The organism is Sphingosinithalassobacter sp. LHW66-3 (assembly GCF_050703275.1).
Taxonomy (GTDB): Bacteria; Pseudomonadota; Alphaproteobacteria; order Sphingomonadales; family Sphingomonadaceae; genus Sphingomonas.
Map to the genome: position 1 here is coordinate 1,982,071 of NZ_CP193482.1, position 12,760 is coordinate 1,994,830.

Below are 12,760 nucleotides of genomic sequence, written 5' to 3' on the forward strand. Positions count from 1 at the left end.
GCTCAGCGCCCGCCCTGCGGCGCCGCCGGCGAGCCGGCCATGCGCGGCCGATCATCCAGCCGCGCGATCGTCTGCAGCGCATAGTGGAGCTGGAAATCCTCGATGCCCTGCTCCTCCAGCTCTTCCGCCGTCGCGGAGAAGCGGGGATCGGTTTCGGTGTCCTCCTCGAGCACTGCGTCGTCGGTTTCGATCTCGTTGATCAGGTGGCGGCGCAGATCCGCCTCGCGAAACACCGGCCGCGTCGCCCGATCGGGATCGGAAAGCTGCGGCACGGCGATATCCGGCTCGATGCCGCCTTCCTGCACCGAACGGCCCGACGGAGTATAGTAGCGCGCGGTGGTGAGCCGTAGCGCCGTCGTCGGGCCCAGCTGGATCAGCGTCTGCACCGATCCCTTGCCGAAGCTGCGGTCGCCCATCACCAGCCCGCGGTGATGATCCTGCAGCGCGCCGGCGACGATTTCCGAAGCCGAAGCCGATCCGGCATCGACCAGCACCACGATCGGCAAGCCGCGGGTAAGATCGCCAGGAACCGCAGATTCCGCATAATAGCGTTCGATGTCGGCACGGTCGCGTCCGCGCTGGGAGACGATCTCGCCGTGCGAAAGAAACACGTCGCTCACTTCGATCGCCTGGCTCAGCAATCCGCCGCCGTTGTTGCGCAGATCGACGATATAGCCGAGCGGCGGACGCCCCAGCGATTGCTCGATTGCACGAATTGCCGCGCGCGTGTCAGCGCCGGTGCTCTGTGAGAAAGTGTTGATGTTGATGATGCCGACGCCGTCGCGCACTTCCCACTTCACCGGCTTCTGCACGATCACTTCGCGCGTGAGCGTCACTTCGATCGGCGCATCGGCGCCCGGCCGGACGAGCGACAGCGTGATGTCCGTTCCCGGCGGTCCGCGCATCTGTTCGATCGCCTCGTCGAGCGAGCCCCCGTAGATCAGCTTGCCGTCGAGATGAGTGATATAGTCGCCCGCCTTGATGCCGGCACGATCTGCGGGCGTATCCTCGGTCGGCGCCACGACCTTGACCGCCCCGTCCTCCATCGTGACGACAAGGCCGAGGCCGCCATATTCGCCTTCGGTCTGGATCCGGAGATTGTCGAAATCAAGTTCGTCGACGAACGAGCTGTGCGGATCGAGCGCCGAAAGCATGCCCCGGATCGCGCCCTTGATCAGCGTTTCGTCCTCCACCTGATCGACATAGTTCGCTTTCACGCGATTGAAGATGTCCATGAACAGGTCGAGCTCGCGATAGCTGTTGCTCTCAACATTCGCCATCGCGCTTGTCGCGACGGGCACGAGCGCGAGCGCGCTGACGGCAGCAGTGACCTGAAGGAGCGGACGGTACATCGGATACTCTCGGAGACGGGAAGGTTCCGCTCGAAGATAGGCTATTTGCCGGCCGGAGCAAAGCGGCGGCATCTCCCTAGGTGCGGCGCCTTCAGTCGAGCAGCGCAGTGATGTCCATCGGCTGGCCGCGGCGGCGCAGCTCCACCGTGACGGTCGGCGATTCGGCGTCGGCTGCGCGCGCGACCCGGGCGCCTTGGGCGATTGTGTCGCCTGCCTCGACACCGATCTCGGCAACTCCCGTCAACAGCGAGGTCCATCCTTGGCCATGGTCGATGATGATCACACCCCGATAGCCGCGAAACGGATCGGCATAGACGACGCGGCCGGCGGCCGGCGCGACCACTTCGGCGCCTTTCCACGACGCGATGGTGAGGCCGCGCGCACGCACGCCGGTCGCCGAGACTTCGCCCAGGCCGCGAACGACTTGACCGGCGACGGGCAGACGATAGGGCGCTGCGCGCCCGGAACCGCCAGCGAATGCCTGGCCTTCGCCTTCGCTTTCTCCGGAGCGCGGGCGCGGCAACGGGCCGGGCAGCGTTTCCAGATCGCTGCGCACTTCGCCCGCCGTCTCCATCTCTTCCATCTGGTCGACGATGTCGCGCGCGCGCTCGCCCAGGGCGATGGCGCGATCGGATTCGATCAGCGCGGTCCGATCGAGCTGGCGCGACCGCAAGCGATGCTGCGCTTCCATCCGGACCAGGCCCAGCCGCTCGGCCTCGAGCCGCTCGCGGCTCTCGCGCAGGGTGCGCACCGCGGCCTCTGCATTGGACCGCAGCGACCGGATGCGCTCCAGTTCGGCCCGCACGTCCGCGGTGCGCGCCTCGACTACCGGAAGCGTCGTGCCGAGCACTGCGCGCACATGAACGATATCCTCGGTAGATCCGGGCTGCACCAGCCCCAGCGCCGGCGGCCGCCGCGCGAGCGACTGAAGGGCGGCGACCAGCCGCAAAATCGCTCCCTGCCGCTCGGCCAGCCGGGTGCGCTGCGAATCGAGCAGCCGATCCACGATCGCGATCCGCGCGCGCGCGGCCAGGATGTCCGCCTCGGCGGCCTGGATCCGCGCCGCCGCCGCGGCTTCGCGGGCGCGCGCCTGCGCGGCATCGTCGCGCGCGGCGGCGGCGGCGCGCTCGAGATCCTGTGACCGTTGCTGCGCGGCACGCGAGGCATCGCGGGCCGCACGCAGCCGATCCTGCTGCTGATCGATGCTCGGCGTCTGCGCGCGCACCAGCGTGCCGCCGGCCAGCATCGCCAGCAGGGCCGCCGCGAGGAAGGAGCTGCGCACCGGACCCATCTTCAACCTTCGCGATGATAGGGATGGTTGGCGAGGATGCTGACCGAGCGCCATAATTGCTCGGCGAGCATGGCGCGGGCCAGCAGGTGCGGCCAGGTGGCCGGTCCGAAGGCCAGCAGCAGGTCCGCCTCGGCACGCGCGCTGTCGTCGAAGCCGTCGGCGGCGCCGATCTGGAAGCGCGCTTCGCGAATGCCATCGTCGCGCCAGGCGCTCAGCCGCTCGGCCAGCACGCGCGAGGGCAGGCTCTCGCCGGTCTCGTCGAGCAGGACGCGCCGAGTGGCGCTCTCCAGCGCCGGCATGCGCCCGCCCGTGTCGGGCAGTTCGGTCACTTTGACCGGCCAGGTGATCCGCTTGAGATAGCGATCGACGAGCTCCGCTTCGGGCCCTCGGCCGATCCGGCCGCGTGCGACGATGTGAAGCAGCATCGCGTACGCGAAGTCAGGCCTGTCCGGGGGGCGGCGCGTCGCCGAACGCCCACATGCGCTCGAGATTGTAGAAGCTGCGTACTTCCGGGCGGAAGAGGTGGACGATCACGTCGCCCGCGTCGATCAGCACCCAATCCGCCGTGGGCAGCCCTTCGACTCGAGCCGAACGCCCGAATTCCGCCTTGATCTTCTCGGCGAGCTTCGCCGCCATCGAGGCGACCTGGCGTGTCGACCTGCCCGAGGCGACGACCATATAGTCGGCGATGCTGCTCTTGCCCGCGAGCGGAATCGAGACGGTCTCCACGGCCTGGTCGTCGTCGAGCGACGCCAAAACGAGCCGATGCAACGCCTCGACACCATCGGTATCGGGCGAACGAAGCACGGTAGGAGATGTGGCCAAGGGAACTCCTAGAGTTTCTCAGAGTCGGTGCCGGGTTTTCGGGACGGCAGAAACTGCCGGTGCCAGGCGGGATCGGCAGCCCGAAGGCGTGTTGCCGATGTAGGGTCGGGGCGGAAGCGCAACAGCACGAGTGCCGGCAATCTCCAACGCGTCCAGTTCTTCGCCTGGCCTGCGGGCCGCACAAAGCGCCGCAGCCAACTCATCGCAGGACTTGCGTGAGCGTTTGCATCATACCCCGGACGTGCGACTACCGCAATCGGAACCTGTCGCGCGATTTGGCGCCAGCCGCGCCAGCGGTGGAATCCCTCCAGATTGTCCGCTCCCATCAGCCAGATGAAGCGATGCCGGGGATAGAGGCGGGGCAGTTTTGTGAGCGTATCGACGGTGTAGCGCGTGCCGAGTCGCTTCTCCACCGCGGACACTCGGATCGGCGCGTGCTTCGCCATCTTCCGCGCCGACGCCAGTCGTGCGGCAAAGGGGGCCATGTCGTCGCGATCTTCCTTGAGCGGATTGCCGGGAGAGACGAGCCACCATATTTCGTCGAGCCCGAGCGCCCGCATCGCCTGGAGCGACACATAGCGATGGCCCGAATGCGCGGGGTTGAACGAGCCGCCGAGCAGCCCCACGCGCTTCATGCCGTCAGCGTCCGCGCGTCGGCAGTCACTCGTCGGGCTGTCCCGCCTGCGCGAGCTTCGTGCGATACTCGCTTTGCCGCGCCAGCATCCAACCGGGATATTCACGCGGCAGCGCGCTTGCTTCGGCGAGCGACGCCAGTTCGGCCTCGCTCAGCCGAACATCGACTGCGGCAAGATTGTCCTGGAGCTGATCGACGCGCTTCGCGCCCACAATAACGCTCATCACCGCATCCTGATGCAGCAGCCATGCGAGCGCGATCTGCGCCATCGAGATGCCATGCCGATCCGCGATCGGAGCCATTGCATCGAGCACCCGCTCGCCGCGTTCGGCGTCGACCGGCGGGAAATCGAAATTGGCGCGACGCCCGTCTTCTCCGCCGCTGCGATACTTGCCGGTGAGATAGCCGCCCGCCAGCGGGCTCCACACCATCAGTCCCATTCCTTCGGACTGGAGCATCGGCACCAGCTCGCGCTCCAGGTCCCGCCCGGCGAGCGTGTAATAGGCCTGAAGCGTTTCGAACCGACCGATCCCGAGCCGTTCGGAAATCCCGAGCGCCTTCGCGATCTGCCATGCCGCCCAGTTGGACACGCCGATATAACGGACATGGCCATGCTGAACGAGCGTCTCGAGTGCGCGCAGCGTCTCCTCGATCGGAGTCGCGGGATCCCAGCCATGGATCTGATAGAGGTCGATATGGTCGACGCCGAGGCGCTTCAGGCTGGCATGCGCCTGATCGAGGATATGCCCGCGCGAGGCGCCGCGATCATTGACGCCCTCCCCCATCGGCCCGAGCACCTTGGTGGCAATGACCACGTCCTCGCGGCGCGTGCCGAGGTTTCGCAGCGCCTGGCCGACGATCTCCTCCGAGCGGCCCTCCGAATAGACGTTCGCCGTGTCGATGAAGTTGACCCCGGCCTCAAGCGCAGTGCGGACGATCGCATCGGCTTCGTCCTGCTGCACCTGGCCGACCGCCTTGAACATCCCCTTGCCGCCAAAGGTCATCGCGCCGAGACAGAGCTCGGACACGAACAGGCCGCTATTTCCGAGGCGCTTGTACCGCATTGCCCTTCCTCAGCGTTGGAGTGGCGTCACGGACGCGTCTGGCCGGTTCCGTGGACGATCCACTTGTAGGTCGTGAGCCCTTCGAGCGCGACCGGCCCACGCGCATGCAGCCGCCCGGTCGAAATGCCGATCTCCGCGCCAAGGCCGAATTCGCCGCCGTCGGCGAACTGCGACGAGGCGTTCCACATCACGATCGCGCTGTCGACGCCGTTCAGGAACTTCTCGGCGGTCGCGGCATCCTCGGTCACGATCGCGTCGGTGTGATGCGAGCTGTGCCGCGCGATATGCTCCATCGCGCCGTCGACGCCATCGACTCGCTTCACCGCGAGCACTGCGTCGAGATACTCCGTGTCCCAATCCTCGTCCGTCGCCGGCTCGACATGTGCGTCCAGCGCCTGGGCATCGGCATCGCCGCGCAGCGCGCAGCCCGCTTCGACGAGCGCCGAAAGGATCGGCTTGGGATCGGCGAACTTGCTGTCGATCAGCAGCGTCTCCATCGCCCCGCAGATGCCGGTGCGGCGCATCTTCGCGTTGACTGCGATCTCCTTCGCCATCGCCGGATCGGCCTTGGCGTCGACATAGGTGTGGTTCATGCCGTCCAGATGCGCGAGCACCGGAACGCGCGCGTCCTGCTGCACTCGCGCCACCAGCGACTTGCCGCCGCGCGGCACGATCAGATCGATCACGCCGTCCGCCTTGAGCATCGCGCCCACCGCGGCGCGATCCTGCGTCGGCACGAGCTGGACGGCGTCGCCCGGCACGCCGGCGGCCTCCAGCCCTTCCGCCATTGCCTCGCGGATCGCGCGATTGCTGTGCACCGCTTCCGATCCGCCGCGCAGAACCGCCGCGTTGCCCGACATCACGCACAAGGCGCCGGCATCGGCGGTGACGTTGGGACGGCTTTCGTAGATGATGCCGATGACGCCGATCGGCACGCGCACCCGGCGCAGCACCAGCCCGTTCGGTCGCTTGTCCTCGCTGATGACGCCACCGACCGGATCGTCGAGCCCGGCAATCGCCTCGACTCCGGCAACCATGCCCTCGAACCGCTTCGGATCGAGCTTCAGCCGGTCGAGCAGCGCGCCGGACAAGCCGCGCGCCTCGGCCGCCTTCATGTCTTCCGCGTTGGCTTCGAGGATTTCCGCCTCCGCGGCGCGGAGCGCCCTGGCCGCACTGCGCAGCGCAGCGGCTTTGGCCGCGCTGTCCATCTGCGCGAGCCGGTTCGAAGCGGCGCGGGCGCGCGCGCCCAGTTCCGCGATCAGCGTTTCGGGGTTCGTTTCGGTCAGCGTATCGGTCATGGCCTTCTATCTGGTGTTCGAGGCGGCGGGGTCAACCGTGCGAAGCATCTCGTCTGCCAAGCCGGTTGCTGGTAGGAACGCGCCATGGGGGAATTCGACGCAGCCGGAGAGATCGTAACGGGCGGGCTGATCGCGCGCGCGATCGAGCCTGGCACGGACGCGGGCGGTGCACACGGTGACGTCTGCCTCAACTGCGGCACGGCGCTGATCGGGCCGCATTGCCACCGCTGCGGGCAGGAAGCGCACGTCCATCGCACCATCGGGGAAATCTGGCACGAGATTCTGCATGGCGTCGTCCATTTCGACGGCAAGCTCTGGCGGACGTTGCCTCTGCTCGCTTTTCGCCCCGGCGAACTGACGCGGCGCTACATAGCCGGAGAGCGCAAGCGCTTCGTCTCGCCGATGGCGCTGTTCCTGTTTTCGCTGTTCACGATGTTCGCGGTGTTTCAGGTCGCGGGCCTTTCGCCGCCCGCCGATTTCGGCGCGGCGCAGGCGGAGTTTCAGCAGGGGTTCGAGGAAGGGTTCTCGAAGGAGAGCGCGGAGCTGCTGCGCCAGCGCACCGAACTCGAGGCCGATCGCGATGCGCTGTCCGAGGGAGATCCGCAGCGCGCCGCGCTTTCCCGCGAAATCACCGCTCTGGAAACACGGCTCGCCGAACGCCGCACGCATCTGTCGGGCGAGTTGGCGCAGGAGGAAGTCCATACCGGCTGGTCGCGGCTCGACAAGGGGATCAAGAAGGCGGTCAAGAACCCCAGTCTCGCGCTCTACAAGCTACAGTCGAACAGCTACAAGTTCTCGTGGCTGCTGATCCCGCTGTCGCTGCCGTTCGTCTGGCTGATGTTCGCTTGGAAGCGCGGCTACGGCGGCTACGACCATTCGGTGTTCATCACCTACTCGATTGCCTTCATGTCGCTGCTGTTCATCGCAGTCACGGTCCTCGCGAGCCTGGGTGTGCCGAACGCCGTGACGGCGCTGATCGCGACGCTGGTCCCTCCCGTGCACCTCTACAAGCATCTGAAGGGCGCCTACCAGCTGCGGCGGCTGACCGCCGTTCCGCGTGCGCTGCTGCTGATGGTCTTCGTCTTCATCGTGCTGAGTCTTTTCCTCGTGATCCTGCTGCTGCTGGGGCTATTGGGCTGAGCACCCCGCCGCCGCGGCACTATCCGTGAGGAACATCGAACGCACCGCGCGCGACAGCCGGGAAAGCATCGTTCGGCCGAGGCGGATCGCATCGCAACCATATCGGACCCGATCGGCCCGGTCGTCGGCCATCGCGCGAGCCGCGCGCCCTTGCGCGCGGCAACCATGAAAAAGGGCTCCGTTCCGACGGAACGAAGCCCTTTCCATTTCATAACCCGTCAGCGGCGTCAGGCCCCCTGCGGAGCCGGATTGCCGAACGGACCCTTTGGCCGGCGGATCTTCGGGATCGAGGTTCCCGCCGCAGCGATCGGCTTCGCGCCGGCATCCGGCACATCGCGGCCGATATCTTCACCTGCGATCAGCCGCTTGATCTCGTCGCCGGTCAGCGTCTCGAACTCGAGTAGCGCCTGCGCCAACGTGTGCAGCTGATCGCTGTGATCGGTCAGGATCTGCCGCGCCCGCGCGAGGCCGCCCTCGACGAGCTGCTTGATCTCGGCATCGATCAGCTGTGCCGTCTCGTTCGACATGTTGGCGGGACGGTTCATCTGATAGCCGAGATAGCTCTCGTCCGAGCCGCCATATTCGAGCGGACCCACCTTCTCCGACATGCCCCAGCGCGTGACCATGTCGCGCGCCAGATTGGTCGCATATTGGATGTCGCCCGAGGCACCCGAGGAGACCTTGTCATAGCCGAAGATCACTTCCTCGGCGATGCGGCCGCCCATCGAAACCGCCAGGTTCGCGTACATCTTGTCACGATGATAGCTGTAGCTGTCGCGCTCGGGCAGGCGCATCACCATGCCCAGCGCGCGGCCGCGCGGGATGATCGTCGCCTTGTGGATCGGATCGCTCGCCGGCTCGTGCAGCGCGACGATCGCATGGCCTGCCTCGTGATAGGCGGTCATGCGCTTCTCGTCCTCGCTCATCACCATGGACTTGCGCTCCGAGCCCATCATGACCTTGTCCTTGGCGTCCTCGAACTCCTGCATCGCGACGAGGCGCTTGCCGCGGCGCGCGGCGAGCAGCGCCGCCTCGTTGACGAGGTTGGCGAGGTCCGCGCCCGAGAAGCCCGGCGTGCCGCGCGCGATCACGCGCGCGTCGACGTCGGGCGCCAGCGGCACCTTCTTCATATGGACCTGGAGGATCTTGACGCGGCCGTCGATGTCGGGACGCGGCACCACCACCTGCCGATCGAAGCGGCCCGGACGCAGCAGCGCCGGATCGAGCACGTCGGGCCGGTTGGTCGCGGCGATGATGATGATGCCTTCGTTCGCCTCGAAACCGTCCATCTCGACGAGCAGCTGGTTGAGCGTCTGCTCGCGCTCGTCGTTCTGGTTGCCCAGGCCCGCGCCGCGCGAGCGGCCGACTGCGTCGATCTCGTCGATGAAGAGGATGCAGGGCGCGTTTTTCTTGGCCTGTTCGAACATGTCGCGCACGCGGCTGGCGCCCACGCCGACGAACATCTCGACAAAGTCCGAGCCCGAGATGGTGAAGAAGGGCACGCCCGCCTCACCCGCGATCGCGCGGGCGAGCAGCGTCTTGCCGGTGCCGGGCGAGCCGACGAGCAGCGCGCCCTTCGGGATCTTCCCGCCCAGCCGCGCGAACTTCGTAGGATCCTTCAGGAACTCAACGATCTCCTGCAATTCCTCGCGCGCCTCGTCGATCCCGGCGACATCGTCGAAAGTGACCTTGCCTTCCTTCTGGGTGAGCATCCGCGCGCGCGACTTGCCGAAGCCCATCGCGCCCGAGCCCGAATTCTTCTGCATCTGGCGCAGCACGAAAAAGGCGATACCCAGGAAGAGCAGGAACGGCAGCGACTGATAGAGGAGGTACACCCAGATCGAGGGCGATTCCTCGGCCCGGGCATTGATCGTCACGCCCTTGTCGCGCAGCCGCTGGACGAGCTGCGCGTCGCCGGGATTGTTGGTGCGGAACTGCGATCCGCCCGACATGGTGCCGGTGATCGGGCCCGAACCAGGCGCCATGCTGACGTCGGTGACCTCGCCGCTCTCCACCTTGTCGAGGAAAGTGGAATAGGGGATCGTATCGGCCGCGCCCTGCGTCGAGCGGCCGTCGAACAGGCTGACGAAGAGCGCGAGCGCCGCGAGAATGCCGACCCAGATCAGCAGGCTCTTCATCCAGGGATTGCCGTTGCCGTTGCCGTCAGGCTGCTTGTCGTTGTCGTTCATCGAGACTCGGTACCTTTCAACCCTCGATAGATAAGCGCGCGGGGGTTAATGGCAATGGAACGGAGCGCGGATTACGCCGATCAGTGTGATCGGCGCGGCGGAGCAAGGGTGAAGCGCCAGCGATCCCCCTCCGGCCGCGCCAGCACATCGGCCAGGGTGCCCGGCTCGCCCCGCCCGAGCGATTCGGTCAGCCGATCGAGCCCCTGTTCGTGCCACGGCCCGCCCCGGCCATTCTCGTGCCGTACATGGTCGATGGCCCTATGAACGAGGCGTCGCCGCAGCTCATAGGGCAGGTTTGCCACGTCCAGAATCGCAGCCGGTCCGCCCGGCCCCGGTTCGCTCTCGGCAGCGAACCGCTCCGGCAGCTCGCGATCGAGCAGCCACTGAATCGCGTCCTCGGCGTGCCTCAGATTCTCCGCCGCTCGTGCGAGCCGCCCCGGCGTCAACTCCGGCGTCGCGGCGAGCAGCGCACGGATGCGGCTGCGGTCATAGGCGGGATCGATGTTGCTCGGGTCGGCGACGCTCGGCGCTCCTGCGCAGCCGACGATCCCCTCCAGTTCCGCGCGACTCCAGCCAAGCAGCGGACGGATGAGGAGCGGCGACTGTCGATCGCCGCCGGTAATGCGACGCATGCGCGGCATCGCGGCGAGGCCGCCCACTCCCGATCCCCGGCGGGCGCGCAGCAGGAAGCTCTCCGCGACGTCGTCGCGCTGATGTGCGGTCGCCACCCATGGCGCATGTATGTCGGCGGCCCAAGCGCCGAGCATCCGATACCGCAAGGCGCGCGCCTGCTCCTGAACCCCGGCCGAGCCGATGCGATCGCCCGGTGGCCCGAGCACCATATGCGGCACGCCAAGCGCAGCGCACAGAGAGGCGACCAGCGCCGCCTCGCAGGCAGCCTCGACGCGCAAGCCGTGATCGACGGTCGCGACCGTCACTCCGCCCGGAAAAGCCGCATGCGCCAACAGCAGCAGCGCCATGCTGTCGCCGCCGCCGGACACCGCAAGACCGAGCCGACGCGCATTCGACGGCGCCTCTCCCGTCAGCGATTCGACGTCACGCCGGAGGCGGGCGACGGCCTCGGCCGGCGGCGGCCGCCGGAGCTCAGCGGCAGCGGGAGGCCCTGCGGCCATCGGCGACCTGCGTGCGCATCTGATCGGAGATACGATCGCCGTAAACCTCGAGCAACTCGTCATAGACTCGGCAGATTTCGGCCGAGGGCTTGTTCAGCTGACGAAGCGCCTGAGCGAGGAAGAAAAGGCTATCCGGAGCCCGCTCCCCATCCGGATCGCGCTGATAATTTGTGAGAAAAGCCTCGGCTGCAGCGGCAGGCGCGCCTTCGTCGAGGAACACGCGGCCGAGCAGATTGCGCGCCCAGCTTGCGCGGCGATGGCGCGGATGGCGCTCGGCGACGGTCGAAAGCTGTTCGCGCGCCTCGGGATAGAGCTCCGCCTGCCACAGGCGATAGCCATAGACATAGGCATCCTCGGCGGCGTCGCCGCTGCTGGGCCGCTCGACCGCGTCGATCCGCGCGCGACGCTCGGCATTTGGGCGCGGCGTTGCCGGGCGTGCGGCAGTCGAAGCTGTGGGCGCGGCGTCGTTGCGCGGAGCGGCCGCCACCGGTGCGGGCTCGGCCGTACGCGCTTCGAGCGCGTCGAGCCGCGCCTGCAGCGCACGCTGCCCCGCGGCCATCTGATCCTCGATCTGGCGCAGGCGATACTGCGCCTGCTCGACCTGTCCGGTAAGTGTGGTGATCTGGCTTTCGAGCGCAGTCACCCGCTGGGTGAGATCGGTGATCGGGCTGGACGCCGGAAGCCCCGGAGCAGTCGTGCTCTGCGCCGGCTCGGTGATCTGAGGCTCGAAATACTGGCCAGCTCCGCCCGGAAACACCCGGCGCTGCACTGCGCGCATCTCGCGCTCGAGCCGATCGACCCGGCTTTCGATCGCGCTTTGCGCCTGAGCGGTGCCCATCGATCCAAACGCCGCCAGAACGACGGCGGCAGCCATCAAAATTCGCATTGAAACACCCCTGGGTGGCGCACGATCAAGCCTATAGCTGACATGGCGCACCTGTCGCCAGCCTTAAGGAGCCGCTTGCGCCCCCTCGCCCGCCTGTCGGGCGCGGATCGCCTGCGTCGTGACTTCCAGATCGACGGTTTCCTGCGCCGGGCCGAGGAGCCCCGCATCGGCGCCGTTGACGGTGACACGCAGCTGGTCGGCGCGGCCGGTTCGCACGCGCGGAGCTTCGGCGGTCATCGGAATATCGTACCGCTCGCCGGGCTGCATCTCCTTCTCGAACAGCCGCTCGCCCTGCGCATCGGTGACGCGCAGCCAGACGGTGTCGATCGCCGTCAGCCCCACTTGCCCGCCGGCCGCCGGGATCGGCGTGGGCGTAGGCGTAGGCAAAACCGCATCGGGGTCGGTCGCCACGCCGCCGGTGGGCAGCGCCAGCGTCTCCTGCGGCGGCGGCGCTTCGCCACCCCGGAAGAGGCTGGTGGTATAGAAAAGGACGACGCCCAGCAGCACGAGCACCGCGACCAGGACGCCAGCCCACACGAGACCGCCGGACGGTGTGCGCGTGGGATCTTCCATCTCATAGGGAACGGTCGCCGGAGCACGATCGTACGTCGCGTCGAGTTCCTTGCGCAGGTCTCGCGCGATCGCCACTTCGTCGGCGTTCACGGCGCGGGCATAGGCCTTGGCAAAGCCCATCGCATAGGTGGGCGACGGGAGCCCCGAATAATTGCCCTTCTCGATCGCCTCGAGATGCCGTTGCGGGATGCGCGTGCGCGCGGCGATGTCGGCAAGCGCCAGCCCCTGCGCCTCCCTGGCCGCGCGGAGCTTTTCACCCACCGTGGTTGGAAACAGCGTTGCGTCTGCGGCGGGTTCGCCGTCCATTCTGTTCTCCGCGCGAAACGTTGCGGTTTGACTGAGATCCCGCCCTGTCGATCGGTGTCTCTCAGCCGA

General features: G+C 67.4%; 12 protein-coding genes. 1 reads left to right on the forward strand and 11 read right to left on the reverse strand.

Features of this window, described 5'->3' with window-relative positions; all coding sequences use genetic code 11:
• Positions 1-2: 2 nt before the first annotated feature.
• The 7 genes from ACQ450_RS09630 to ACQ450_RS09660 all read right to left on the reverse strand — a co-directional run bounded on the left by ACQ450_RS09630 (position 3) and on the right by ACQ450_RS09660 (position 6,464).
• Positions 3-1,352, reverse strand: coding sequence for a S41 family peptidase (locus ACQ450_RS09630; RefSeq protein ID WP_188053121.1), 1,350 nt, complete (start codon positions 1,350-1,352; stop codon positions 3-5).
• Positions 1,353-1,443: 91 nt separating this feature from the next.
• Positions 1,444-2,643, reverse strand: coding sequence for a murein hydrolase activator EnvC family protein (locus tag ACQ450_RS09635; RefSeq protein ID WP_431471199.1), 1,200 nt, complete (start codon positions 2,641-2,643; stop codon positions 1,444-1,446).
• 2 nt (positions 2,644-2,645) lie between these two features.
• Positions 2,646-3,068: a 23S rRNA (pseudouridine(1915)-N(3))-methyltransferase RlmH gene (locus ACQ450_RS09640; RefSeq protein ID WP_188053122.1), complete on the reverse strand. Its 423-nt coding sequence runs from the start codon at positions 3,066-3,068 to the stop codon at positions 2,646-2,648.
• A 13-nt stretch (positions 3,069-3,081) separates the two neighbouring features.
• A complete protein-coding gene (rsfS, locus tag ACQ450_RS09645) occupies positions 3,082-3,450 on the reverse strand; it encodes a ribosome silencing factor (RefSeq protein ID WP_431471200.1) in 369 nt (122 codons plus the stop codon).
• A 26-nt stretch (positions 3,451-3,476) separates the two neighbouring features.
• Positions 3,477-4,103, reverse strand: a complete 627-nt coding sequence (locus ACQ450_RS09650) for a nicotinate-nucleotide adenylyltransferase (RefSeq protein ID WP_431469101.1) — start codon at positions 4,101-4,103, stop codon at positions 3,477-3,479.
• Positions 4,104-4,128: 25 nt separating this feature from the next.
• On the reverse strand, positions 4,129-5,166 hold the full coding sequence (locus ACQ450_RS09655) for an aldo/keto reductase (protein ID WP_431469102.1): 1,038 nt from the start codon (positions 5,164-5,166) through the stop codon (positions 4,129-4,131).
• A gap of 26 nt (positions 5,167-5,192) precedes the next feature.
• Positions 5,193-6,464: a glutamate-5-semialdehyde dehydrogenase gene (locus tag ACQ450_RS09660; protein ID WP_431469103.1), complete on the reverse strand. Its 1,272-nt coding sequence runs from the start codon at positions 6,462-6,464 to the stop codon at positions 5,193-5,195.
• Between the two features lie 84 nt (positions 6,465-6,548).
• On the opposite strand from ACQ450_RS09660, the gene ACQ450_RS09665 reads away from it, so the two are divergent.
• Complete coding sequence (locus ACQ450_RS09665; protein WP_431469104.1) at positions 6,549-7,604, forward strand: DUF3667 domain-containing protein; 1,056 nt, start codon at positions 6,549-6,551, stop codon at positions 7,602-7,604.
• Between the two features lie 227 nt (positions 7,605-7,831).
• Here the strand turns inward: ACQ450_RS09665 and ftsH are convergent, their stop codons facing one another.
• The 4 genes from ftsH to ACQ450_RS09685 form a co-directional block, all read right to left on the reverse strand.
• Complete coding sequence (gene ftsH / locus ACQ450_RS09670; RefSeq protein WP_431469105.1) at positions 7,832-9,793, reverse strand: ATP-dependent zinc metalloprotease FtsH; 1,962 nt, start codon at positions 9,791-9,793, stop codon at positions 7,832-7,834.
• An 80-nt stretch (positions 9,794-9,873) separates the two neighbouring features.
• Positions 9,874-10,926: a tRNA lysidine(34) synthetase TilS gene (tilS, locus tag ACQ450_RS09675; protein ID WP_431469106.1), complete on the reverse strand. Its 1,053-nt coding sequence runs from the start codon at positions 10,924-10,926 to the stop codon at positions 9,874-9,876.
• Entirely contained in the window at positions 10,898-11,800 is a 903-nt protein-coding gene (locus ACQ450_RS09680; RefSeq protein WP_431469107.1) for a hypothetical protein, read from the reverse strand. The genes tilS and ACQ450_RS09680 overlap by 29 nt, the downstream gene beginning before the upstream one ends.
• A gap of 75 nt (positions 11,801-11,875) precedes the next feature.
• Positions 11,876-12,691: a helix-turn-helix domain-containing protein gene (locus ACQ450_RS09685; RefSeq protein WP_431469108.1), complete on the reverse strand. Its 816-nt coding sequence runs from the start codon at positions 12,689-12,691 to the stop codon at positions 11,876-11,878.
• Positions 12,692-12,760 lie beyond the last annotated feature (69 nt).